This window comes from Curvibacter gracilis ATCC BAA-807, assembly GCF_000518645.1.
Taxonomy (GTDB): Bacteria; Pseudomonadota; Gammaproteobacteria; order Burkholderiales; family Burkholderiaceae_C; genus Curvibacter; species Curvibacter gracilis.
On record NZ_JADZ01000005.1, the window covers coordinates 83,251 to 106,354 of the forward strand.

Sequence of the window (23,104 nt, forward strand, 5' to 3'; positions counted from 1 at the left end):
CGCCGATTCTACGGGCCCCCTGCTTGCCTCAACGGTTCGCAAGCAGGCGTCGGGACGGCGTGAAGGTCCGTGTTTGATACAGATTGACACCTCTGCAGGGCGTGTAAAGTACACACTTTGTGACAGTGCCCCTCGGGCAGTGTGTAACATCACGGTCTTTGGCGCGGCCCCTTTCGCCTTTCATCAGCCGCCCGACCGATTCCCGTGTCGTCACCTGACCACCACTGCGAATGAATCTTCAACGTCACGATCTCCCCGCTTCCGCTCCCCTGTTCCATGCTTCGCGGCGCGTTGTGCTGTCGGCCTTGGCCTTGTCGGCCGCCGTGCCGGCACTGGCCCAGTTCCGTGTCGAAGTATCCGGTGTGGGCCTGACGCAATTGCCCATTGCGGTGGCACCCTTCAAGGGCGAAGCCGGCACTCCGCAAAGGCCGGCCAGCATCATCGCCGCCGACCTGGAGCGAAGCGGCCAGTTCCGCCCCATCGACGCCTCCGGTCCTCAACTGGATGAGGCCTCCCGCCCCGAGATGAGCGCCTGGCGACAGCGAAACACTGATTCGCTGGTGACGGGCAGCATCTCCAAGTTGGCCGATGGCCGTTACGACGTCCGCTTCAGGTTGTGGGATGTGGTGCGAGGGCAGGATCTGGGCGGCCAGAGCTATGCCGTACCGGCCGGCGATCTTCGCCTGGTCTCGCACCGCATCGCTGACTTCGTCTACGAAAAGCTCACCGGTGAAAAGGGCATCTTCTCGACCCGCATCGCCTATGTGACCAAGGCGGGTCAGAAGTACAACCTCTGGGTGGCCGATGCCGATGGCGAAAACGCCCAGTCGGCCCTGACCAGCCCCGAACCCATCATCTCGCCGGCCTGGTCGCCCTCGGGCGGGCAACTGGCCTATGTGTCCTTCGAGTCGCGCAAGCCGGTGGTCTATGTTCACGACGTGGCCAGTGGCAAGCGCCGACTGATCGCCAATTTCAAGGGCTCCAACAGTGCGCCGGCCTGGTCGCCCGATGGCCGCCAATTGGCCGTCACGCTGAGCCGCGATGGGGGCTCCCAGCTCTACACCATTGACTCGGTCAACGGCGGTGAACCCCGCAGGCTTTTGCAGAGCAATGGCATTGATACCGAGCCGGTGTATTCGGCCGATGGCCGATACATCTACTTCGTCAGTGACCGTGGCGGTGCTCCGCAGATCTACCGCGTGTCCACCTCCGGTGGCGCTGCAGAACGGGTGACCTTCACGGGGGGCTACAACATTTCGCCCACGCTGAGCCCGGACGGCCGCTGGCTGGCCTATATCTCGCGTGTGTCCGGCGCCTTCAAGCTGCATGTGATGGACCTCGGCTCGGGCACCGTCAACGCGATCACCGACACGATGGCTGATGAGAGTCCCAGTTTTGCACCGAACGGCAAGCTGATCGTCTACGCCACCCAGCAAGGGGGTCGTGAAGCCCTGATGACCACCACGCTGGACGGCAAGATCAAAGCCCGCCTGGCCGGGCAGGGCGGTGACATCCGCGAGCCGGACTGGGCCCCATTCCAGAAAAATTGAGCTTGGCCGTGCCTTGTGCACGGCGGGCCTGACAGACCTACAGATCCACATCATTCAGGAGTTTTTTTCATGAGCCAACGTTTCTCTATCGCCCTGGTCGCCGCCATGCTGGTGGCTGGTTGCAGCTCCGGCGTCAAGCTGGATCAGGCCCCGGTCGAAGACCGCAGCGCCACGAGCACCACGGGCTCCACCGATGCCAACGGCAACACCTCCGGCACGGCCCAGAGTGGCGTCAAAGGCGTTGACCTGAACGGTGCCGACAGCAAGGTGGCGGGCCCGGTCGGTGTGGAACGTCTGGTGTATTTCGATTACGACAGCTACGTGGTCAAGCCCCAATTCCAGGCACTGCTGGATGCCCATGCACGCTTCCTGAAGGCCAATCCGGCCCGCAAGGTGAACCTGGAGGGCCACACCGACGAACGCGGTGGTCGCGAATACAACCTGGCCCTGGGCCAGAAGCGTGCCGAGGCTGTGCGTCGTTCGCTGACCTTGCTGGGTGTGTCCGATTCGCAGCTGGAAGCGGTGAGTTTCGGCAAGGAAAAGCCGGTGGCCCTGGGCTCTGACGAAGCCTCCCTGGCGCAGAACCGTCGCGTTGAGATCACTTACCGTTGATCATGGCCATGCGCTGCACCATGACCCCTGTTGCCCGCGCCCTGTCGGGTGTGGCTTTGGCCTGCGCGGCCCTGGTTTCGCAGCCCAGCCAGGCTGCGCTGTTTGGTGACGATGAGGCGCGTCAGGCCATCATCGAGTTGCGCCAGAAAGTGGATGTTCAAGCTCGGCGCCAAGCTGATGAGGCCTCTCGGGCCGCCGAGGACTTGGGCCAGTTGCGCCGCAGCCTGCTGGATCTGCAAGCTCAGATCGAGACCTTGCGTGCCGAGCAGGCCAGTCTGCGCGGTCAGAACGAACAACTTGCGCGCGACGTGGCCGAACTGCAACGGCGTCAGAAGGACATTGCCCAGGGCGTGGACGACCGCCTGCGGCGCTTCGAGCCTGTCAAGGTGACTGTGGATGGGCGTGAGTTCTCTGTCGATCCGGCCGAGAAAAAGGATTTCGAAGCCGCTTTGGGGCAGTTCCGCCAGGGGGCCTTCCCCCAAGCGCAGAGCGCATTTGCCGACTTCATCCGACGCTATCCGCAAAGCGGCTACATGCCCACCGCGTTGTTCTGGCTGGGCAATGCCCAGTATGCAACGCGTGATTACAAAGAGGCCATTGCCAACTTCAAGACGCTGCTGAGTGTGGCCTCCGACTCCCCGCGTGCGCCCGAGGCCGCGTTGTCGATTGCCAACTGCCAGACCGAGTTGAAGGACACCAAGGCTGCCCGCAAGACGCTGGAAGACCTGGTCAAGGTGTACCCGCAGTCCGAGGCCGCCACGGCGGCACGCGACCGCATCGCCCGCATGAAGTGACCCTGTGACGGATGTGCTGGTGGGCCTGGAGCCCGATCTGGAGCGGCGCTTCGGCGGGCTGGCCCGTTTGTACGGTGTCGATGGCGCCGCGCGCATCCGTGCCGCCCACGTGGTGGTGATTGGCATCGGGGGCGTGGGCTCTTGGGCGGCCGAGGCCTTGGCGCGCAGTGGTGTGGCCGAGTTGACCTTGATCGACCTGGACAACGTGGCTGAATCCAACATCAATCGGCAGATCCACGCCCTGGGTGCGACGGTAGGTCAGGCCAAGGTGGATGCCATGGCCGAGCGCATCGCCGACATTCATCCGGCCTGCGTGGTGCACCGGGTGGAAGACTTTGTGACGCCAGAGAACTGGCCGGGCTTCTGTCCAGCCGGGGCTTCGGCGGTCATCGATGCCTGCGATCAGGTCAAGACCAAGACGGCACTGGCAGCCTGGGCCAGGCGCAGTTCGGTGCCCTTCATTTCGGTGGGCGCGGCTGGTGGCAAGCGGCACGCCCATCTGGTGGACATCGACGACCTGAGTCAGACCACGCACGACCCCTTGCTGGCCCAACTTCGGTATCGCCTGCGGCGCGAGCAGGGGGCCCCCAAGGACGGCAAGCGCATGGGGGTGTGCTGCGTGTTCAGTCGTGAGGCGGTGGCGCCCCCGGATCCATCCTGCCAGTTGTCCGGTGATGGGTCCTTGAACTGCCATGGCTACGGCTCGGTGGTCAGTGTGACGGCGACGTTCGGACAATGCGCGGCAGGTTGGGTTCTGGATCAATTGGCTGCGCCGAGTTCAAAAAAGCTCAAAAAACACGATATAATCTGAGGCTTCGCTGATTCAGATAATCAAAAATTTGAAAAGGCTGTTGGGACGTTAGCTCAGTTGGTAGAGCAGCGGACTTTTAATCCGTTTGTCGTGGGTTCGACCCCCGCACGTCCCACCAAAGACACCCAAGCCAGCCCGTGGGGCTGGCTTTTTTCATGGGCCGTCAATGACTTCTAGTGCTGTCAATCGAATGCCTCTGGTCGATGCCCTCAAGGGCGTCGCCTGTGTGCTCATCGTGAGTCACCATCTGGCTTTTTACGGGCCCATGTCTGATGTGGCGCTGTCCTTGGCGCCCTCGCTCATCAGCTGGCTGTATGACTACGGTCGCCTGGCGGTTCAGGTGTTTCTGGTCATGGCTGGCTTTCTCACCGCAGGTCAGCTGTCCCGCTTTGCCCGTTCTGGGCAGTGTGTTCCCCTCATGTCTCTGGTCTGGCAGCGCTATCTTCGCCTGGCGATTCCCTACGTCTCTGCCTTGCTGGTGGCCATCGTCATTGCCGCTTTGATCCGGCCTTGGTTGCACCACGAGTCGGTGCCCTCGGCGCCTGATTTCTGGCGCGTCATCTCCCATGTGTTCATGTTGCACAACTGGGTGGGACATGAGGCCTTGTCGGCTGGCGTCTGGTACGTGGCCATCGATTTGCAGTTGTACAGCCTGGCGGTGCTGCTTTTCTGGATCGGCCAGAAGCTGGCTGGCCCAATGGATCCTCATGACGTGGTGGCCCGCTCGCGACTGACCGCATGGGTGGTCAGCCTGACGAGCATGTTGATGCTTGCGTCGCTCCTGTTCTTCAACCGGGATGCGGGCTTCGACATCACCGGTCTTTACTTCTTTGGCTCCTATGCCTTGGGCATGATGGCCCGCTGGGCCTCGGGTCGCCGACACCCCTGGCTGTGGTTGGCGGCCTTGGCTGCGGTGGGGGGTCTGGCCTTGATGTTGGAGTTCCGCATCCGCATTGCGATCGCCTTGGCAACGTCCATGGTGTTGGGGGTGGTGTTGTTGCGTGGTTCCTGGCATTGGTTGCATCACGGCTTGCTGGCCTGGTTGGGGCGCATCTCCTATTCGGTGTTTCTGATCCATTTCCCGGTGTGCCTGGTGTTCAACGCCGCATGGCACCAATGGTTCCCGACCCAGCCCTGGATGAACATCTTGGGGATGGGCTTGGCTTTGGTGACCAGCCTGGCCTGCGGTCATCTCTTCTGGGCGCTGGTTGAAAATCGCGGCAGCGCCAAGGTGATGGGCGCACTGGGCGCTCTGCGCTGATCCGGTCTTTTATCGGGCTTCTGCTATGGGCCGCATGGCCGGCACCCGTTAGAGTCTTCGCATCGTTGATTCAAGCCGGGCGAGGTAACGGGTGCATGGTGTTTGCTTGTTGAGGGTTTTGCTGATGCCGGTCCTGCTGGCCTCGGCCCTGTCTTGGGCGCAAAAGCCGGATTTGGGTGCGCCAACGGCGGCTTCCGCTGTACCCCCTCCTGACTCGATGGCGGCGCGGGTCCAGGCCTGCACGGCCTGCCATGGCCGTGAAGGGCGGGCCACGCCGGATGGCTACTTCCCCCGTCTGGCGGGGAAGCCACAAGGCTATCTTTATCACCAGCTGTTGAATTTCCGCGATGGTCGGCGTCGCTACCCGCTGATGTCCGGCCTGCTGGAGCACCTGAGCGATGCCTACCTGGCTGAGATGGCGGGCTACTTTGCCAGCCTCGAGATCCCTTATCCGCCGCCTCGGCCTCCGATGGTGGATTCGGCGTTGCTGGAACGCGGCAGGCGCCTGGTGCAGCGGGGTGATGCAGGGCGGGGCTTGCCCGCTTGCGTTCAATGCCACGGCTCGGCCATGACGGGTCTGCTTCCGGCGGTGCCGGGTTTGCTGGGGCTGCCCCGGGATTACCTCAACAGCCAGTTGGGGGCCTGGCAGACCGGTCAGCGACAGGCTCAGGCGCCAGATTGCATGGCCAAGGTGGCGCGCATGTTGAGCGCGGACGAGGTCAGTGCCATCTCGGCGTGGCTGGCCAGTCAGGCGCTGCCTGCCAATCCCGGGGCAGTCAAGAGTCTGCCCCAGCCTTTGCCCTTGAAGTGTGGTGGCCTGGCCGCCGGGGAGGGCTCATGAGGCGGTGGTTTTGGGGTGGGGGGCTTGTACTGGGCTTGGGGGTGGCTGTGTTTGCTGTGCTGCTCTGGATGGGGTGGCGCCAGGTGCCGGACTCCTGGTCTGCCGCGGCCGGGGCTTCTGGGCAAACGTCGCCGGTTGATCAGGTGTCGCGGGGTGCCTATCTGGCTCGGGCGGGTAATTGCGCGGCTTGCCACACGGCGCAAGGCGGCAGGCCTTATGCCGGAGGGCGGGCGATCGAGACGCCGTTTGGGCGGGTGTATTCCAGCAATTTGACCTCCGACCCGACAACAGGCCTGGGGCGTTGGACGGAGGAGGACTTCTGGAAAGCCCTGCACCATGGCCGCTCGCGCGATGGGCGGCTGCTGAATCCCGCATTTCCGTATGTTGAGTACAGCCGTGTGACGCCTGAGGATGCGAGCGCCTTGTGGGCCTTCCTGAGAACAGTCCCGCCAGTCGCTCGTGAAAACACAGCCCACGAACTGCCCTGGCCGTATCGCACGCAATGGGCGCTGGCATTCTGGCGTGGCTTGTATTTCCGGCCGGCGGTCTGGCAGGAGCTGTCTGATCAAAGCCCCTCGTGGAATCGGGGTGCTTACCTGGTGCAGGGGTTGGGGCATTGTGCGGCCTGCCACACCCCGCGTGACGCCCTTGGGGGCTATCGGCCGGGTGCTGAATTTGGGGGGTATCACCTGCCTGCGCAGGGTTGGTATGCGCCATCCCTCAAGGATCTTGGTCAGGCCGGGGTGGAGGCTTCGGGTCGAGATGAATGGGTGAGGGTGCTCAAGTCGGGTGCTGGGGCTGCGGCTGTTGTGACCGGTCCCATGGCTGAAGTGGTCTCGCAAAGTACGCAATACCTCAGCGCGGAGGACTTGCATGCCATGGCGTCCTATCTGGCCTCATCTGCCGAGGCGTCGGGTCTTGCTGCGTTGGCGCAGGGGGCGCAGGGGGCTGTAGCCGTTGCTGGGTCGTCGGGGGCGGGGGCTCAACTTTACGAACGGCATTGCTCCTCTTGTCATGGTGAGCGAGGGCAGGGTGTGTTGGGGGCCTATCCTCCGCTGGCAGGCAATCGGGCCGTGCTCATGGCGCAAACCGGCAACCTCGTCCGAATGGTGCTGGAGGGGGGTTATTCGCCCAGTACTGCGGACAACCCTCGGCCGCATGGCATGCCGCCTTTTCGCCTGGTCTTGCGTGACGATGAGGTGGCTGCCGTGTTGTCCTATGTGCGCAATGCCTGGGGGAACTCAGCGCCTCCCATCGTTCCCCTGGATGTTCTTCGAGAGGGTGTGTCCGTGCAGTGAAAAGCGAATCCTGATCTGAAGTTGGCAGGGGTTTGCGCTACCATGCCGGCCAGACTGGGGGTGCTGATGTCAGAGTGGTTTGTGGTTTGTCTGTGTGCCGGCTGGTGCGGGGTTTGCAAGGAATACTCGGCAGGATTCCGCGCGCTGGCCTCGCGCCACCCGGAGGCGGCCTTTCATTGGGTTGATATCGAGGACGAGGCCGATGTCATGGGCGATGTGGATGTGGAAACCTTCCCCACCTTGCTGATCGCTTGCGGTGCCGAGGTGCACCACTTTGGCGCCTTGCCTCCTCAGCCCGAGGTCCTCGCCCGTTTGTTGAGTGGTTTCCAGGCCGAGTCGGGGCGGGTTCCCAGGGCGGATGCAGAGGCAAGGGCCTTGTGGCATCGGGTGCGCGGGGTGTTGGGGCCCGGTACGGCATGCACCGATCCTCCTTGATGCAAAAACTAAAGCCGAAACCTTTGCAAATCAACACTTTAGACGTTACAATAAGGGCTTCACGACCAAACGGGCGGGTAATTACCGCCCGTTTTTTTTGGTTAATCGTTTTTGGTGTGGTGCCTGCGCCCCGGTATGAACCGGGGTTTGAGCGCCACTGACCACCTCTTAACAGGTTGCATCCGGATCAACGTGGCGCTACAGCAAACCGTCGAACAAACCGTAACTGGACTGGGTTATGACCTCGTGGAGATCGAGCGCTCCGCAGGGGGCTTGCTACGCATCACCATCGATCTGCCCTGGTCTCCCGAAGCCGCATCTCAAACGCCCGTCTATGTCACGGTCGAAGACTGCGAAAAAGTCACCCGCCAACTGCAATTCGCTCTTGAAGTCGAAGATGTGGACTATCGGCGTCTCGAGGTCTCCTCCCCCGGCCTGGATCGGCCTTTGCGCAACGAGCAGGACTTCGTGCGTTTTGCGGGCGAGATCATCGACATCACCCTGAAAAGCCCGATGGGCGCCGCAGCCGGCGGCCTGGTCAGCGCCAATCGCAAGAAATTTCGCGGCACGCTGGAGCGTGTCGAATCTGCCGAAGTACCGGCCCAATGGCAAATCGTCTGGCGTGATGAGCCGGCCGTCAAGCCTGGGCAGAAGATCAGCAAGAAGCGCGTGCCTGCGCCCTTGCAGGTGCTTGGTTTCACGCTGGATGAGCTTCGCGAAGCCCGTCTGGCCCCCATTGTCGATTTCAAAGGACGCGCTTCCTCGCAGGAAGCGCCGTCTGCTTGAACGGGTGCATGGCCGAGCGATCTGCCAGCGCCCTCATTGCATCGTTTTGGATAGGAGAGTCGTGACATGAATCGCGAATTGTTGATGTTGGTCGAAGCCATCTCGCGCGAAAAGAATGTGGAGCGTGATGTGGTCTTTGGTGCCGTCGAATCGGCACTGGCCCAGGCTACCAAGAAGCTCTACGAGGGCGAGGTGGACATTCGCGTGGCGATTGACCGCGACACGGGCAATTACGAGACCTTCCGCCGCTGGCACGTGGTGCCCGATGAAGCGGGTCTGCAGCTGCCCGACCAGGAAATCCTGTTGTTCGAAGCCAAGGAGCAGATCCCTGACATCGAACTCGACGAATACATCGAAGAGTCCGTTCCTTCTGTGCCGATCGGCCGCATTGGCGCCATGGCCGCCAAGCAGGTCATTCTGCAGAAGATCCGAGACGCCGAGCGCGAGATGCTGCTCAACGACTTCATGTCTCGTGGCGACAAGATCTTTGTCGGCACCGTCAAGCGCATGGACAAGGGCGACATCATCGTCGAGTCCGGCCGGGTCGAAGGCCGCCTGCGTCGTGGCGAGATGATCCCCAAGGAAAACCTGCGCAACGGCGACCGCGTGCGCGCCATGATCATGGAAGTCGATCTGACCCTGCGTGGGGCTCCGATCGTGTTGTCCCGTTCCGCGCCTGAATTCATGATCGAGTTGTTCCGTCAGGAAGTGCCTGAAATCGAGCAGGGTCTGCTTGAAATCAAGTCCTGTGCCCGTGATGCCGGCTCCCGCGCCAAGATCGCCGTGCTCTCGCACGACAAGCGTGTGGACCCGATCGGCACCTGTGTCGGCGTGCGTGGTACCCGCGTCAACGCGGTCACCAACGAGTTGGCCGGTGAGCGTGTCGACATCGTGCTGTGGAGCGAAGACCCGGCCCAGTTCGTGATCGGTGCCCTGGCCCCGGCCAATGTGCAGTCCATCGTGGTGGACGAAGAAAAGCACGCGATGGACGTGGTGGTGGACGAAGAAAACCTCGCCATCGCCATCGGGCGCGGCGGCCAGAACGTGCGCCTGGCCTCCGACCTGACGGGTTGGAAGATCAACATCATGGATGCGGCCGAATCGGCGCAGAAGCAAGCCAATGAAACACAGGCCACGCGCCAGTTGTTCATGGAAAAGCTCGATGTCGACGAGGAAATCGCCGAGATCCTGATTTCCGAAGGCTTCACCAGCCTCGAAGAAGTGGCCTATGTGCCGATCCAGGAAATGCTGGAGATCGAAAGCTTCGACGAAGACACGGTGAACGAACTGCGTTCGCGGGCCAAGGATGCTCTGCTGACCATGGAAATCGCTCGGGAAGAGAGCGTTGACGAAGTTTCCCAGGACTTGCGTGATCTCGAGGGCCTCAGCCCCGAACTGATCGCCAAGCTGGCAGCTGGCGGGGTCCATACCCGCGACGAACTGGCGGATCTGGCGGTGGATGAACTCACCGACATCACCGGCCAGACCCCTGAAGAAGCCACAGCTTTGATCATGAAGGCACGCGAACATTGGTTCGCGGGTCAAGAGTAATGGTCATGGAGGCAAGAACCAAATATGTCCAGTACCACTGTCGCCGAGTTCGCTAACGAGCTCAAGAAGTCCCCTGAAACCCTGCTCGAGCAGCTTCGCACGGCGGGCGTTTCCAAGCGCTCCTCTTCCGACAATCTGACCGAGTCCGACAAGCAGCAGCTGTTGAGTTTCCTGCAGGCAAGCCACGGCACCACTGCCGTGGACCGCAAGAAGATCACGCTCGTGAAGAAGTCGACCAGCGAAATCAAGCAAGCCGATGCCACTGGCAAGGCCCGCACCATTCAGGTGGAAGTGCGCAAGAAGCGCACCTTCATCCAGCGCGAGGAAGACGTGCGCCCTGAATCGGCCGCCGTGGTCGAGCAGGAAGTGCCGCCCACCGCTGCTGAGACGGCCCACAACGCCGATCTGAGCCGCCGTGAGGAAGAGGCCCGCCGCCAGGCCGAGCAGATCCGTGACCAGGAAACCGAGTTGGCGGCCAAGCGCCGTGAGCGCGAAGAGCTGGAGCGCCGTGAGCGCGAGGCCGAAGAGCGCGCAGCCGCTTACGCAGCCCAGGAAGAAGCCCGTCGGGCCCAGGCCATGGCTGAAAAGGAAGTGGCCAGCAAGGAGCAGGCTGAAGCCGCTGCTGCTGTGCGCGCTGCCGCTGCCGCTGCCCGTGAAAAGGCCGAGGCAGAGTCCCGTGCCCGCGCCCAGGAAGAAGCCACTCGCGCTGCCGACCTGAGCGAGCGTCGCCGCAAGGCCGAGGCCGAAGCTGCTGCCATCCGCTCGATGATGGCCACGCCCAAGAAGGTTCTCGTGGCCAAAAAGCCCGAAGAGCCGAAGCCCGTGGCCAAGCCTGGCGATGCCAAGGCCGGCGTCAAGGGCACTCTGCACAAGCCTGCCGGTACCCCCGGAGCAGGTGCAGGCACCCGCACGGCCAATGCACCGGCTCCTGCAGCAGGTCCTGGTGGCAACAAGGAAGTCAAGTCGGCCAAGCTGTCCTCCAGCTGGGCGGGCGATCCGGCCAAGAAGAAGGAAATCAAGACCCGTGGTGACAGCAGTGGCGGCGTGGGTCGCAACAGTTGGCGCAGCGGTCCGCGTGGCCGACGTGGCAACGACCGTGACAGCCGCGAAGACCAGCAGCAACAGGCCCCGGTCGAAGCACGTGTGATCGAAGTGCACGTGCCCGAAACCATCACCGTGGCCGAACTGGCTCACAAGATGGCGGTCAAGGCCTCTGAGGTGATCAAGCACCTGATGAAGCTGGGTCAGATGGTCACCATCAACCAGCCGCTGGACCAGGACACCGCGATGATCGTGGTCGAGGAAATGGGTCACAAGGCCATCGTCGCCGCACTGGATGATCCGGAAGCCTTCACCGACGAAGACGTGGCAGCCCAGGACGCCGAGCAACTGCCTCGTGCTCCGGTCGTGACCGTGATGGGTCACGTCGACCACGGCAAGACCTCGCTGCTGGACTACATCCGTCGCACCAAGGTGGCCTCTGGCGAAGCCGGTGGGATCACCCAGCACATTGGCGCCTACCACGTGGAAACCCCGCGCGGCATGGTGTCCTTCCTGGACACTCCGGGTCACGAGGCCTTCACGGCTATGCGTGCCCGTGGCGCCCAGGCCACCGACATCGTCATCCTGGTGGTGGCAGCCGACGACGGCGTGATGCCGCAGACCAAGGAAGCCATCAAGCACGCCAAGGCGGCTGGTGTGCCCATCGTGGTTGCCATCAACAAGATCGACAAGCCCGATGCCAACCTGGAGCGCGTGAAGAGCGAGCTGGTGGCTGAAGAGGTCGTGCCTGAAGAGTTCGGTGGCGAGTCGCCCTTCGTGCCGGTGTCGGCCAAGATGGGCACGGGCATCGACGAACTGCTCGAACAGGTGCTGCTGCAGGCTGAAGTGCTGGAGCTCAAGGCCCCGGTCGACGCCAACGCCAAGGGCCTGGTGATCGAAGCCAAGCTCGACAAGGGCCGCGGCCCGGTGGCGACCGTGCTGGTCCAGTCCGGTACGCTCAAGACGGGTGACGTGGTGCTGGCAGGCCAGACCTACGGCCGTGTGCGCGCCATGCTCGACGAAGCGGGGCGCACCATCAAGTCGGCTGGTCCGTCGATCCCGGTGGAAATCCAGGGTCTGACCGAAGTGCCGCAGGCCGGTGATGAATTCATGGTGCTCACGGATGAACGCCGTGCCCGTGAAATCGCCACCTACCGTGCTGGCAAGTTCCGCAACACCAAGCTGGCCAAGCAACAGGCCGCCAAGCTGGAGAACATGTTCTCCGACATGTCGGCTGGCGAAGTCAAGACCTTGCCGATCATCATCAAGGCCGACGTGCAGGGTTCGCAAGAAGCTCTGGCTGCCTCGCTGCTCAAGCTGTCCACCGACGAAGTCAAGGTGCAACTGGTCTACGCCGCTGTGGGCGCGATCAGCGAATCCGACATCAACCTGGCCATCGCTTCGAAGGCCATCGTGATCGGCTTCAACGTGCGTGCCGATGCCGGTGCCCGCAAGACGGCCGAAGGCAACTCCGTCGACATCCATTACTACAACATCATTTACGACGCCGTCGATGAGTTGAAGGCTGCGATGTCGGGCATGCTGACGCCGGACAAGAAGGAAGAAGTCATCGGTACGGCCGAAATCCGCACCGTGTTCGTCGCCTCCAAGATCGGCACGGTGGCTGGCTGTATGGTCACCTCCGGCATGGTCAACCGCTCGGCACGCTTCCGCCTGCTGCGCGACAACGTGGTCATCTACACCGGCGAGCTCGAGTCCCTCAAGCGCGTCAAGGACGATGTCCGCGAAGTCAAGGAAGGCTTCGAGTGCGGTATCAAGCTCAAGAACTACAACGACATCTCCGTGGGCGACCAGCTGGAGTTCTTCGAGATCAAGGAAATCGCCCGCACGCTGTGAGCGTGAGGTGATGACGACCTGAGCACGACGATGGCAAAAAAGCCCTCCAGCACCCCCAACCGCAGCTTCAAGGTGGCCGATCAGATCCAGCGTGATCTGACCGAGCTGATCGCGCGCGAACTCAAAGATCCGCGCGTCGGCATGGTCACCTTGCAGGCGGTGGAGGTGACGCCCGACTATGCGCACGCCAAGGTGTATTTCAGTCTCCTGATTGGCGACCCGAAAGAAACCGAAGAAGCGCTGAACCAGGCCGCCGGCTTTCTGCGCAACGGCCTGTTCAAGCGTCTGCACATTCACACCGTGCCGACACTGCACTTCCACTTCGACCGCACCACCGAGCGTGCGGCCGACATGAACGCCTTGATTGCCAAGGCGGTCTCTTCTCGCGCGAAAGACGACTGAGCCCATGAACGCGCCACGCACAAGGGTGCAACGGCGCCCTGTGCATGGGGTGTTGTTGCTCGACAAACCGCTCGGACTCTCGAGCAACAATGCCTTGCAGAAGGCCAAATGGTTGCTGCGCGCTGAAAAAGCGGGCCACACCGGCACGCTCGATCCCTTGGCCACCGGGGTGTTGCCGCTGTGTTTTGGTGCTGCCACCAAGTTCAGCCAGCTCCACCTGGACGCCGACAAGACTTATGTGGCCGTGGCTCGGCTGGGCCAGCGCAGCAGCACGGGCGACCGCGAGGGCGACATCATCGAGACCCGTGAGGTGGATCCTGCCTGCCTCAGCCCCGAGTCTCTGGCTGCGGTCCGTGAGCGCTTTCTGGGGCCGATCCGTCAGGTGCCGCCCATGCACAGCGCCTTGAAGAAAGACGGCAAGGCCTTGTACGAATATGCCCGCGAGGGCATCGATGTTGAGCGCCCGGCGCGTGATGTGACCATTTTTGAGCTGCAGCTGACCGACGTTTCGGCAGAGCAGGGCTTTCCAGCCCTGCGCATCGAGGTCCGTTGCAGCAAGGGCACCTACATCCGCACCCTGGGCGAAGACATTGGTCAGGCGTTGGGCTGCGGGGCTTACCTCGTGTCCCTGCGTCGCACCGTGACCGGTGATTTCGACCAGAGTCGGTGTGTCAGCCTCGAAGCGTTGGAAGCCCTGCCGGAGGCGGAGCGCTTGGCCAGCCTGATGCCGGTACAGACCTTGCTGACGCATCACACCCGCGTCACGCTGGACAGTCAGAATGCGGGGCGATTTCTGAGCGGCATGCGCCGCCGGGGTGCCTGGGCCGATGCCCGGGCCGTGGCGGTGTTCGGTGACGCGCCGCCCGCCTTGCTGGGGGTGGGCCACGTGTTGGCCGGTGAGCTGATCCCGGAGCGGCTGCTGAGCCCCCTCGAGATCCAACAGATTCTTGAAAACATGGAACGAACCCACGGAAGCGAAGGCAACCGTACTGAGGAAACGAAATGAGCAAACAAATTCGAAACATCGCCATCATTGCCCACGTTGACCATGGCAAAACCACCATGGTTGACCAGCTGCTGCGTCAGTCGGGCACCTTCGCGGAACACGAAAAGATCGTGGACACCGTGATGGACAACAACGCCATCGAAAAAGAACGTGGCATCACGATTCTGGCCAAGAACTGCGCTGTGAGCTGGGAAGGCACCCACATCAACATCGTCGACACCCCGGGCCACGCGGACTTCGGCGGTGAAGTTGAACGCGCTCTGTCGATGGTGGACGGTGTGGTGCTGCTGATCGACGCCCAGGAAGGCCCGATGCCGCAAACCCGTTTCGTGACCAAGAAGGCCCTGGCCCTGGGCCTGCGCCCCATCCTGGTGGTCAACAAGGTCGACAAGCCCGGTGCCAACCCGGACAAGGTCGTCAACGCTGCTTTCGACCTGTTCGACAAGCTGGGCGCGACCGACGAACAACTGGACTTCCCTGTCGTCTATGCCTCGGGCATCAACGGCTGGACCTCGCTGGAAGAAGGCGCTCCCGGCGAACAGTGGGGCCCCGACATGTCGGCCCTGTTCAACACCATCCTGAAGCACGTTCCGTCGCAAAAGGGTGATCCGAACGCTCCTCTGCAGTTGCAAATCTCGGCACTGGACTTCTCCACCTTCGTGGGCCGCATCGGCGTGGGCCGCATCAGCCAAGGCACGCTCAAGCCCATGAGCGATGTGCTGGTCATGGAAGGCCCGGACGGCAAGGCCATCAAGGGCCGCGTCAACCAGGTGCTGACCTTCCAAGGCCTGGACCGCGTCCAGTCCACCGAAGCCGGCCCGGGTGAAATCGTGTTGATCAACGGCATTGCTGACATCGGCATCGGCGTCACTGTCACCGACGTGAACAACCCGGCTCCGCTGCCCATGCTGAAGGTGGACGAACCCACCCTGACCATGAACTTCTGCGTCAACACCTCGCCGCTGGCCGGCCGTGAAGGCAAGTTCGTGACCAGCCGTCAGATCTGGGACCGCCTGCAAAAGGAACTCCAGCACAACGTGGCCCTCCGCGTGAAGGAAACCGACGAAGAAGGTATCTTCGAAGTCATGGGCCGCGGCGAACTGCACTTGACCATCCTGCTGGAAAACATGCGTCGTGAAGGCTACGAAATGGCCGTGTCCAAGCCGCGCGTGGTGTTCCGCGACATCGACGGCGTACGCTACGAGCCGATCGAGCTGGTGACGGCCGACATCGAAGAAGGCCACCAAGGCGGCGTGATGCAAGCCCTGGGCGAGCGCAAGGGCGAGTTGGTCAACATGGAACCCGATGGCCGCGGTCGCGTCCGTCTGGAATACCGCATCCCGGCCCGTGGCCTGATCGGTTTCACCAACGAATTCCTGAACCTGACCCGTGGTTCCGGCCTCATCAGCAACATCTTCGACAGCTACGAACCGCACAAGGGTGAGATCGGCGGCCGCAAGAACGGCGTGCTGATCTCCATGGACGACGGTGAAATCTTCACCTACGCCCTGGGCAAGCTGGACGACCGTGGCCGCATGTTCGTCAAGGCCAACGACCCGGTGTATGAAGGCATGATCGTCGGCATCCACAGCCGTGACAACGATCTGGTGGTCAACGCCACCCGCACCAAGCAGCTGACCAACTTCCGCGTGAGCGGCAAGGAAGATGCCATCAAGATCACGCCTCCGATCGAACTGACGCTCGAATACGGCGTTGAATTCATCGAAGACGACGAACTGGTCGAAATCACGCCCAAGTCGGTGCGCCTGCGCAAGCGCCACCTGAAGGAACAGGATCGCAAGCGCGCCAGCCGCGCTTGATGATGTCCTCGCCCGGCCTGTGTTCATGTGATGCAGGCGGGGGCAGGGGAGAAAAAAGGGGCCATGGGCCCCTTTTTGTTTTTGGACCGGCTGCAGCCGCCCCGAAGCGATGGCTTCGGCTTTGCTTACTTGACCCGCTGCTTCTCCAGCTTGCGGGCCAGGGTGCGGCGGTGCATGCCCAGACGGCGGGCTGTTTCGGAGATGTTGAAGCCCGTCTCGGCCAGGGTTTCGTGGATGCGTTCCCACTCCAGCGTCTTGATCGAGGTGGAGCGGTTGGTCAGCTCCACCTCGGTGCTGCCGGCCACATGGCCGAAAGCGGCCTCGATGTCGTCGGTGTTGGAGGGCTTGGCCAGGTAGTGGCAGGCGCCCAGCTTGATGGCTTCCACGGCGGTGGCGATGCTGGCAAAACCCGTCAGCACCACGATCAAGGCCTCGGGCACCTGTTGGTGCAATTGCTGCACACAAGCCAGGCCTGTGGCATCGCCGTTGAGCTTGAGGTCGATCACAGCGTAGGCCGGCTGGTGCTCCTTCAGCAGGGCCTGCATTTCCTGCAGCGTGCTGGCGTGCAAGGTGCGGTAGCCACGGCGCTCAAACGATCGGCCCAGGGTGCGCGCAAATGCGGCATCGTCTTCGACGATCAATAGCAGACGTTCAGCTTCCATGGCCGCTATTGTCGTCGAGTGTGATGGCCCGCAAGGGCAATCTCAGGGTGACAACCGCGCCCCCGTCAGGGCGATTTTCAGCCCGTACCGTGCCGCCCAGCGTGCGGGCCACGTTGAAGACCAGAAACAGGCCCAGTCCGCCGCCCTGGCGCCCTTTGGTGGACTGGTAAGGTTTGCCGATCTGGCGCAGAACCTCGGCTGCAAATCCTGCCCCTCGGTCTGACACCTGCAGGGTCAGCCAGTCATCGTCACTGTTCGCGCTCACCCGCACCCAGTCTGGTGAAGCCTCCTGGGCGTTGTCCAGCACATTGCAGATCATCTGGCGCAGGGTGGTGTCGGCCGCCATGGGCAGGTCGGTCTTCAGCTTCAGTTCAAATTCAAATCGGCCCAGTTCGCGCGTGCCGCGCCACTGTGTCACCACCTGCTCCAGAAACGCCTGCAGGGTGCTGCGCTCCGCCCCTTCGCCGCGCGCCTCGCCGGCCGACATCAGGATGCCGGTGACGATGGCCTTGCAGCGTGCCAGTTCGCCTTGCATGTCGGTCAGCTCATCGAGCATCTCGGGGTTCTGGCGGAACAGGGGCATGCGCCGCCAGTCTCCGAGGATCACCGCCAGTGTGGACAAGGGGGTGCCCAGCTCATGGGCCGCGCCCGAGGCCAGCAGCCCCATGCGGATGATGTGCTCCTGTTCGGCAGCCTGCTGCCTCAGGTTGGCCAGACGGGCATCGCGCAGGCGCAGGTTGTCCTGGATGCGGGTCATGAAGACCACCAGCAAGGCCGCGTTGAGCATGAAGCACAGCAGCAGGCCCAGCACATAGAAGCTGGCCAGGCCCCGGTCGTGGTCCAGCGGCAGGTCCAGCGGCCGGGCCAGCAGGGCCAGGGCCGCCACACACAGCGTGCACACCACCACCATCGCCCAGGTGGACCAGGCCTCCAGCAGCATGGCGCACAGGGCGATCTGCAGCAGGTACAAGAAGACAAAGGGGTTGGTGGTGCCCCCGCTCAGGTACAGCTGCAGCGTGAGGGCCGCCACGTCCACGCTCAGGGCCAGCAGCAGCTCGTGGTTGCCCACCTCGCGTTGTTCATGCCAGCGCAGGTGGCTGGCGATGTTGAAGCCGATCAGGCAGGCCAGCACTTCCACCATCTGCGGCATGGGCAGATGGATGTCCAGCATCAGCTTGGCGACGGCGATGGTGGCAATCTGGCCCGCCACCGCAAACCAGCGCAGCTGGATCAGCAGCAGCATGTTGCGGTGCCCGGTCAGGTGGTCCAGCCGGGATTGCTCGGTGCTTTTCATGGGGCGGCGCTTCAGGGTTTCAGGGGCGGCTTCAAACGGCCCGCCACACCATGGGCGCGGCAGACTGTCAGGTAGGGGTGGGCTTTTGGCGCCAGGCATAGACCATGGCACCGGCCACCATCAGGGCCAGGGCAAACCAGGTCAGCGCATACACCAGGTGGTTGTTGGTGAAATTCACCACCGTCAGGCCAGCCACGGGTTGCTGGGGCTCACCGGGTTTGGCATCCTCGCCGGCGCCGGATTGTCCCAGATCGCCGGCGCTGGCGTCGGCATCGATGAAATAGGGGGCTGCGGCGCTCAGGCCATGGGCCTGGGCCAGGGCCTGCACATCGCGGGAGTACCAGCGTTGCGCGCCCGGGTCGTTGTGGCGCAGGAAGCCGCCGCCGGGTTCGCTCAGGCGCAACAGTCCTTGCACCTCAACCTCTGTGGCCGGGGTTTCGGCCACCGGGGCGCGCTGCGGTACAAAGCCGCGGTTGACGAAGACCACTTCGCCGCCCGCGGTGCGCAAGGGGGTCAGCACCCAGAAGCCGGCACCGCGCACGGTCGAGGCCTGCACCAGGCTGGTCTTGTCATATAGAAATTGCCCACGCAGGCTGACGTGGCGGTATTCATCGCTGCGGGCGGTGATCTGGGGCCACTGCGCCGGGCCAGGGGCCGGGGTGGCGGGGGCGTGAACGCGTTGCTCGACGCGCTCGATCAGGTCCAGCTTCCAGCCCAGGCGTTGCACCTGCCAGCTGCCCAGAGCCAGAAACAAGACCATCAGCAGCACCCCCGCCAGCATCAGCACCACCTGCAGCCCGCGTGAGCGGCGCCGTGGTTCAGCCGGGTAGAGGGGCGCTGCCGTCGGGCTCATGGCAGGTTGCGCATCTCATGTGCCGAGGTCGGCATCATGTTGTGGTTGAGGTGGAACATCACCCACAGCGAGCCGGCCAGGGTGATCACCACCAGCATGGTCGTGAAGATCAGGGCCAGCATGGTCCAGCCGCCTTCCGAGCGGGTGTTCATGTGCAGGAAGTACACCATGTGCACCACGATCTGGACGGCCGCAAAGCCCAGGATCACCATGGCGGTGGTGCTGGAGCTGCCGAAGGTCTTGCCCATCACCAGCCAGAAGGGGATGGCGGTCAGGATCACCGACAGGATGAAACCCGTGGCGTAGCTCTTCAGGCTGCCGTGGTCATGGCCGCCGTGTTCATCATGACCGTGGTCGTGACCATGTTCGTCATCGTGGCCATGGTCGGCGTGGTCGTTGTGGTGGTGTGCGGTCATGGCAGGACTCCCATCAGGTACACGAAGGTGAAGACGCCGATCCAGACGACGTCCAAGAAGTGCCAGAACATCGACAGGCATTGCAGACGGCGGCGGTTGGCGGCGTTGAGGCCGTGGCGCTTCAGTTGGAACACCAGCGTCACCAGCCACACCAGGCCAAAGCTGACGTGCAGGCCGTGGGTGCCCACGAGCGTGAAGAAGGACGACAGGAAGGCGCTGCGCTGCGGGCCCGCGCCTTCATGGATCAGGTGGGCGAACTCATACAGCTCCAGGCTGATGAAGCCTGCACCGAGCACGCCCGTGACCAGCAACCAGGCGATGGTGCTGTTGAGCCGCTTCTTCTGCATTTCCAGCATGGCAAAGCCATAGGTGATGGACGACAGCAGCAGCAGCGAGGTGTTCACCGCCACCAGGGGCAGGTCGAACAGCTCGGCGCCCGAAGGCCCGGCCGCGTAGCTGCGGCCCAGCACGGCGTAGGTGGCAAACAGGCAGGCAAAGATGAGGCAGTCGCTCATCAGGTAGAGCCAGAAGCCCAGCAGCGTGCCGTTTTCCGGGTGGTGCTCCAGCACGTAGTAGCGCGAGCTCGGGTTCGAGCCCGCCGAGGCGCCGGCCAGGCCGGCAGAGGCGGTGTGTGACTTAGACATGGGCGGTGGCCAGTTGACGGGTACGGGCGGCTTCAACACGCACGACCTCGTCGGCCGGGATGTAGTAGTCGCGCTTGTAGTTGAAGGTGTGGACGATGATGGCGACCAGCGTGGCCACAAAGCCCAGGCCAGCCAGCAGCCACATCTGCCAGATCAGACCGAACGCCATGGCGGCACTCAGTGCGGCGATGACGAAGCCGGCAGCCGTGTTCTTGGGCATGTGGATGGCCACAAAGCCTTGTTGCGGACGCTGGTAGCCGTTCTTCTTCATGTCGTCCCAGGCGTCGTTGTCATGCACCACGGGTGTGAAGGCGAAGTTGTAGTCGGGCGGGGGCGACGAGGTCGACCACTCCAGGGTACGGGCATTCCACGGGTCGCCCGTGGTGTCGCGCAACTGGTCGCGGCGCAGGAAGCTCACCACCAGCTGGATGATGAAGCTGCCGATGCCCAGGGCGATCAACACGGCGCCCAGGGCGGCCACCTGGAACCAGATCTGCAGCGACGGGTCTTCGAAGTGGCTCAGGCGACGGGTCACGCCCATCAGGCCCAGCACGTACAGCGGCATGAAGGCCAGGTAGAAGCCGATCAGCCAGAACCAGAACGAGCACTTGCCCCAGAACGAATCCAGCTTGTAGCCGAAGGCCTTGGGGAACCAGAAGTTGATGGCGGCAAACACGGCAAACACCACGCCGCCGATGATCACGTTGTGGAAGTGGGCGATCAGGAACAGCGAGTTGTGCAGCACGAAGTCAGCCGGGGGCACGGCCAGCAGCACGCCGGTCATGCCGCCGATCACGAAGGTCACCATGAAGCCGATGGTCCACAGCATGGGCACCTCGAAGCGGATGCGGCCCTTGTACATGGTGAACAGCCAGTTGAAGATCTTGGCCCCGGTCGGGATCGAGATGATCATGGTGGTGATGCCGAAGAACGAGTTCACGCTCGCCCCCGACCCCATGGTGAAGAAGTGGTGCAGCCACACCAGGTACGACAGGATGGTGATCACCACGGTGGCATAGACCATCGAGGTGTAGCCGAACAGGCGCTTGCCGCAGAAGGTCGACACGATTTCGGAGTACACGCCGAAGCAAGGCAGCACCAGGATGTAGACCTCAGGGTGACCCCAGATCCAGATCAGGTTCACGTACATCATGGCGTTGCCGCCCAGGTCGTTGCTGAAGAAATTGGTGCCGACATAGCGGTCCAGCGACAGCAGGGCCAGCACGGCAGTCAGCACCGGGAAGGCCGCCACGATCAGCACGTTGGTGCACAGGGCGGTCCAGGTGAACACCGGCATCTTCATCAGGGTCATGCCGGGAGCGCGCATCTTCACGATGGTGGCGATCAGGTTGACCCCTGACAGCAGCGTGCCCACCCCCGCAATCTGCAGAGACCAGATGTAGTAATCCACCCCCACGTCCGGGCTGCCCAGGATGCCCGACAGCGGCGGGTAGGCCAGCCAGCCGGTGCGGGCGAACTCGCCCACGAACAGCGAGGCCATCACCAGCACGGCGCCGAAGGTGGTCATCCAGAAGCTGAAGTTGTTCAGGAAGGGGAAGGACACGTCGCGCGCACCGATCTGCATGGGCACGATGTAGTTCATCAGGCCGGTCACGAAAGGCATGGCGACGAAGAAGATCATGATCACGCCGTGCGCCGTGAACACCTGGTCGTAGTGGTGCGGCGGCAGGAAGCCGGTGGCGTCACCAAACGACAGGGCTTGCTGCGCGCGCATCATCAGCGCGTCGGCAAAGCCGCGCAGCAGCATGATCACGCCCAGGATCATGTACATGATGCCGATGCGCTTGTGGTCGATGCTGGTGATCCAGTCGCGCCACAGCGGGCCCCACAGGCGGAACTTGGTCAGCAGGGCCAGCACGGCCAGGCCGCCGAGCGCCACCATGATGAAGGTGCCCAGCAGAATGGGTTCGTGGAACGGGATGGCGTCCCAGGAGAGACGGCCAAAGATAAGCTTCGTCAGGTCAAGATGTTCGAGCATGGTCAGTCTCGCGGGGAAAGAGTAGGGGAGCCGTGTGCGGCCAGGCCGCAGGCATCAGTGGCAGCTCGTGTCACAGGCCGGTGGGGGCATTGGCCCCGTCCAGGTTGCTGCGGTCATTGGGGGTGCACAGTTCGGCTTTCACATAACGTGCGCCGCGCTGCTTCCAGCCTTGGGCTTCGCCCCGGGTGGCCACGCTGAAGTTGTTGGTGCCCATGCCGCCGGCGGCGTCAATGGCCATCATCTCGTTCATGCACATCTTGCTGCTGTCCACACAGCGGTTCAGGATGGCGTTGTACAGATCAGGTGCCACGCTCGCAAAGCGCTGCACCGGGTCGCGTTCGCTGGGCTGCTCCAGCTTCAGGTACTCGGCGCGGCCCAGGGTGCTGCCCGCGCTCTTGTTGGTCTGCACCCATTTTTCGAAGTCGGCGCCGCTCAGGCCATGGAACTTGAAGCGCATGCCCGAAAAGCCGGCGCCGCTGTAGTTGGCCGAGAAACCTTCAAATTCGCCAGCCTGGTTGATCACGGCGTGCAACTGGGTCTGCATGCCCGGCATGGCGTAGATCTGGCCAGCCAGCGCCGGGATGTAGAACGAGTTCATCACCGTCGAGGCCGTGATCTTGAACTGGATCGGCACATCCACCGGGGCGGCCAGCTCGTTCACGGTGGCAATGCCTTGCTCGGGGTAGATGAACAGCCACTTCCAGTCCAGCGCCACCACTTCCACCGTCAGGGGCTTGATGTCGGAGGGCATCTCATGTTGCGCATCCAGGCGGTGCAGCGGGCGGTACGGATCCAGCGTGTGGGTGCTGATCCAGGTCAGCAGGCCCAGCGCGATGATGATCAGCAGCGGGGCGCCCCAGATCACCAGCTCCAGCTGGGTGGAGTGATCCCAGTCCGGTTCGTAGGCCGCAGCCTTGTTGCTCTGGCGGTAGCGCCAGGCAAACACCAATGTCAGCACGATCACCGGAACGATGATCAGCAGCATCAACAAAGTGGACACCACGATCAGGTGGGCCTGCTGGGATGCGATGTCGCCCGAAGGGTTCATCACCACGGTATTGCAACCGGTCAAGAGAACTGCAGCCAGCGGCAGCAATCCCCGAAGGGGCTTGAGGAGGGTCATGCCAGGGAAAAGCAGTATGTGCTATGGAGGGATGGTGCGGTAATCTAG

Annotated in this window: 21 protein-coding genes and 1 tRNA gene; 15 read left to right on the forward strand and 7 right to left on the reverse strand. The window is 62.9% G+C overall.

Annotated elements, in window-relative coordinates; all coding sequences use genetic code 11:
* The first annotated feature begins 230 nt into the window (after positions 1 to 230).
* The 15 genes from tolB (at position 231) to typA (ending at position 16,065) form a co-directional block, all read left to right on the forward strand.
* Positions 231 to 1,550 (forward strand): Tol-Pal system beta propeller repeat protein TolB, encoded by a 1,320-nt coding sequence (tolB, locus tag L880_RS0103165; protein WP_027474430.1) that lies wholly within the window; start codon positions 231 to 233, stop codon positions 1,548 to 1,550.
* A 69-nt stretch (positions 1,551 to 1,619) separates the two neighbouring features.
* Positions 1,620 to 2,162, forward strand: a complete 543-nt coding sequence (gene pal / locus L880_RS0103170; protein WP_027474431.1) for a peptidoglycan-associated lipoprotein Pal — start codon at positions 1,620 to 1,622, stop codon at positions 2,160 to 2,162.
* 20 nt (positions 2,163 to 2,182) lie between these two features.
* A complete protein-coding gene (gene ybgF / locus L880_RS0103175) occupies positions 2,183 to 2,956 on the forward strand; it encodes a tol-pal system protein YbgF (RefSeq protein WP_245614911.1) in 774 nt (257 codons plus the stop codon).
* A gap of 4 nt (positions 2,957 to 2,960) precedes the next feature.
* Positions 2,961 to 3,767, forward strand: a complete 807-nt coding sequence (locus tag L880_RS0103180; RefSeq protein WP_027474433.1) for a tRNA threonylcarbamoyladenosine dehydratase — start codon at positions 2,961 to 2,963, stop codon at positions 3,765 to 3,767.
* A gap of 42 nt (positions 3,768 to 3,809) precedes the next feature.
* Positions 3,810 to 3,885 (forward strand) — tRNA-Lys (locus tag L880_RS0103185).
* Between the two features lie 72 nt (positions 3,886 to 3,957).
* The gene (locus L880_RS31470; RefSeq protein WP_169737719.1) at positions 3,958 to 5,028 is read left to right on the forward strand and encodes an acyltransferase family protein; all 1,071 of its coding nucleotides are present in this window, start codon (positions 3,958 to 3,960) and stop codon (positions 5,026 to 5,028) included.
* Positions 5,029 to 5,152: 124 nt separating this feature from the next.
* The gene (locus L880_RS0103195; RefSeq protein ID WP_051443069.1) at positions 5,153 to 5,869 is read left to right on the forward strand and encodes a c-type cytochrome; all 717 of its coding nucleotides are present in this window, start codon (positions 5,153 to 5,155) and stop codon (positions 5,867 to 5,869) included.
* A 47-nt stretch (positions 5,870 to 5,916) separates the two neighbouring features.
* The gene (locus L880_RS0103200) at positions 5,917 to 7,167 is read left to right on the forward strand and encodes a cytochrome c (protein WP_245614912.1); all 1,251 of its coding nucleotides are present in this window, start codon (positions 5,917 to 5,919) and stop codon (positions 7,165 to 7,167) included.
* A 42-nt stretch (positions 7,168 to 7,209) separates the two neighbouring features.
* Positions 7,210 to 7,602: a thioredoxin family protein gene (locus L880_RS0103205; protein ID WP_027474436.1), complete on the forward strand. Its 393-nt coding sequence runs from the start codon at positions 7,210 to 7,212 to the stop codon at positions 7,600 to 7,602.
* Positions 7,603 to 7,794: 192 nt separating this feature from the next.
* Positions 7,795 to 8,388 carry a ribosome maturation factor RimP gene (gene rimP / locus L880_RS0103210; RefSeq protein ID WP_027474437.1) on the forward strand — a complete coding sequence of 198 codons (594 nt, stop codon included), beginning with the start codon at positions 7,795 to 7,797 and terminating at the stop codon, positions 8,386 to 8,388.
* 66 nt (positions 8,389 to 8,454) lie between these two features.
* The gene (nusA, locus tag L880_RS0103215; protein ID WP_027474438.1) at positions 8,455 to 9,939 is read left to right on the forward strand and encodes a transcription termination factor NusA; all 1,485 of its coding nucleotides are present in this window, start codon (positions 8,455 to 8,457) and stop codon (positions 9,937 to 9,939) included.
* Positions 9,940 to 9,963: 24 nt separating this feature from the next.
* Entirely contained in the window at positions 9,964 to 12,837 is a 2,874-nt protein-coding gene (gene infB / locus L880_RS0103220) for a translation initiation factor IF-2 (RefSeq protein WP_027474439.1), read from the forward strand.
* Positions 12,838 to 12,867: 30 nt separating this feature from the next.
* Positions 12,868 to 13,239 (forward strand): 30S ribosome-binding factor RbfA, encoded by a 372-nt coding sequence (gene rbfA, locus L880_RS0103225; RefSeq protein ID WP_027474440.1) that lies wholly within the window; start codon positions 12,868 to 12,870, stop codon positions 13,237 to 13,239.
* 4 nt (positions 13,240 to 13,243) lie between these two features.
* Positions 13,244 to 14,245 (forward strand): tRNA pseudouridine(55) synthase TruB, encoded by a 1,002-nt coding sequence (gene truB / locus L880_RS31475; RefSeq protein ID WP_051443021.1) that lies wholly within the window; start codon positions 13,244 to 13,246, stop codon positions 14,243 to 14,245.
* Entirely contained in the window at positions 14,242 to 16,065 is a 1,824-nt protein-coding gene (gene typA, locus L880_RS0103235; RefSeq protein WP_027474441.1) for a translational GTPase TypA, read from the forward strand. Before truB ends, typA begins: the two co-directional genes overlap by 4 nt.
* A 125-nt stretch (positions 16,066 to 16,190) precedes the next feature.
* Here typA and L880_RS0103240 read toward each other — a convergent pair whose 3' ends face one another.
* The 7 genes from L880_RS0103240 to cyoA form a co-directional block, all read right to left on the reverse strand.
* A complete protein-coding gene (locus L880_RS0103240) occupies positions 16,191 to 16,727 on the reverse strand; it encodes a response regulator transcription factor (protein ID WP_019575559.1) in 537 nt (178 codons plus the stop codon).
* Positions 16,717 to 18,021: an ATP-binding protein gene (locus L880_RS0103245; protein ID WP_051443022.1), complete on the reverse strand. Its 1,305-nt coding sequence runs from the start codon at positions 18,019 to 18,021 to the stop codon at positions 16,717 to 16,719. Before L880_RS0103245 ends, L880_RS0103240 begins: the two co-directional genes overlap by 11 nt.
* Positions 18,022 to 18,088: 67 nt before the next feature.
* Positions 18,089 to 18,874 carry an SURF1 family protein gene (locus L880_RS0103250; RefSeq protein ID WP_027474443.1) on the reverse strand — a complete coding sequence of 262 codons (786 nt, stop codon included), beginning with the start codon at positions 18,872 to 18,874 and terminating at the stop codon, positions 18,089 to 18,091.
* Positions 18,871 to 19,290: a cytochrome o ubiquinol oxidase subunit IV gene (gene cyoD, locus L880_RS0103255; RefSeq protein ID WP_019575556.1), complete on the reverse strand. Its 420-nt coding sequence runs from the start codon at positions 19,288 to 19,290 to the stop codon at positions 18,871 to 18,873. Before cyoD ends, L880_RS0103250 begins: the two co-directional genes overlap by 4 nt.
* A complete protein-coding gene (gene cyoC / locus L880_RS0103260; RefSeq protein WP_019575555.1) occupies positions 19,287 to 19,934 on the reverse strand; it encodes a cytochrome o ubiquinol oxidase subunit III in 648 nt (215 codons plus the stop codon). Before cyoC ends, cyoD begins: the two co-directional genes overlap by 4 nt.
* On the reverse strand, positions 19,927 to 21,933 hold the full coding sequence (gene cyoB, locus L880_RS0103265; protein ID WP_027474444.1) for a cytochrome o ubiquinol oxidase subunit I: 2,007 nt from the start codon (positions 21,931 to 21,933) through the stop codon (positions 19,927 to 19,929). Before cyoB ends, cyoC begins: the two co-directional genes overlap by 8 nt.
* Positions 21,934 to 22,003: 70 nt before the next feature.
* Positions 22,004 to 23,056 (reverse strand): ubiquinol oxidase subunit II, encoded by a 1,053-nt coding sequence (gene cyoA / locus L880_RS0103270; protein WP_051443023.1) that lies wholly within the window; start codon positions 23,054 to 23,056, stop codon positions 22,004 to 22,006.
* Between the last annotated feature and the right edge of the window lie 48 nt (positions 23,057 to 23,104).

What these genes read in the sequence shown, in the direction of transcription:
- tolB (WP_027474430.1), top strand. Translation starts at nt 231, where the DNA reads ATGAATCTTCAACGTCACGATCTCCCCGCTTCCGCTCCCCTGTTCCAT.
- pal (WP_027474431.1), top strand. Translation starts at nt 1,620, where the DNA reads ATGAGCCAACGTTTCTCTATCGCCCTGGTCGCCGCCATGCTGGTGGCT.
- ybgF (WP_245614911.1), top strand. Translation starts at nt 2,183, where the DNA reads ATGACCCCTGTTGCCCGCGCCCTGTCGGGTGTGGCTTTGGCCTGCGCG.
- L880_RS31470 (WP_169737719.1), top strand. Translation starts at nt 3,958, where the DNA reads ATGCCTCTGGTCGATGCCCTCAAGGGCGTCGCCTGTGTGCTCATCGTG.
- L880_RS0103195 (WP_051443069.1), top strand. Translation starts at nt 5,153, where the DNA reads ATGCCGGTCCTGCTGGCCTCGGCCCTGTCTTGGGCGCAAAAGCCGGAT.
- L880_RS0103205 (WP_027474436.1), top strand. Translation starts at nt 7,210, where the DNA reads ATGCCGGCCAGACTGGGGGTGCTGATGTCAGAGTGGTTTGTGGTTTGT.
- nusA (WP_027474438.1), top strand. Translation starts at nt 8,455, where the DNA reads ATGAATCGCGAATTGTTGATGTTGGTCGAAGCCATCTCGCGCGAAAAG.
- infB (WP_027474439.1), top strand. Translation starts at nt 9,964, where the DNA reads ATGTCCAGTACCACTGTCGCCGAGTTCGCTAACGAGCTCAAGAAGTCC.
- rbfA (WP_027474440.1), top strand. Translation starts at nt 12,868, where the DNA reads ATGGCAAAAAAGCCCTCCAGCACCCCCAACCGCAGCTTCAAGGTGGCC.
- truB (WP_051443021.1), top strand. Translation starts at nt 13,244, where the DNA reads ATGAACGCGCCACGCACAAGGGTGCAACGGCGCCCTGTGCATGGGGTG.
- typA (WP_027474441.1), top strand. Translation starts at nt 14,242, where the DNA reads ATGAGCAAACAAATTCGAAACATCGCCATCATTGCCCACGTTGACCAT.
- L880_RS0103240 (WP_019575559.1), bottom strand. Translation starts at nt 16,727, where the DNA reads ATGGAAGCTGAACGTCTGCTATTGATCGTCGAAGACGATGCCGCATTT.
- L880_RS0103245 (WP_051443022.1), bottom strand. Translation starts at nt 18,021, where the DNA reads ATGAAAAGCACCGAGCAATCCCGGCTGGACCACCTGACCGGGCACCGC.
- L880_RS0103250 (WP_027474443.1), bottom strand. Translation starts at nt 18,874, where the DNA reads ATGAGCCCGACGGCAGCGCCCCTCTACCCGGCTGAACCACGGCGCCGC.
- cyoD (WP_019575556.1), bottom strand. Translation starts at nt 19,290, where the DNA reads ATGACCGCACACCACCACAACGACCACGCCGACCATGGCCACGATGAC.
- cyoC (WP_019575555.1), bottom strand. Translation starts at nt 19,934, where the DNA reads ATGTCTAAGTCACACACCGCCTCTGCCGGCCTGGCCGGCGCCTCGGCG.
- cyoB (WP_027474444.1), bottom strand. Translation starts at nt 21,933, where the DNA reads ATGCTCGAACATCTTGACCTGACGAAGCTTATCTTTGGCCGTCTCTCC.
- cyoA (WP_051443023.1), bottom strand. Translation starts at nt 23,056, where the DNA reads ATGACCCTCCTCAAGCCCCTTCGGGGATTGCTGCCGCTGGCTGCAGTT.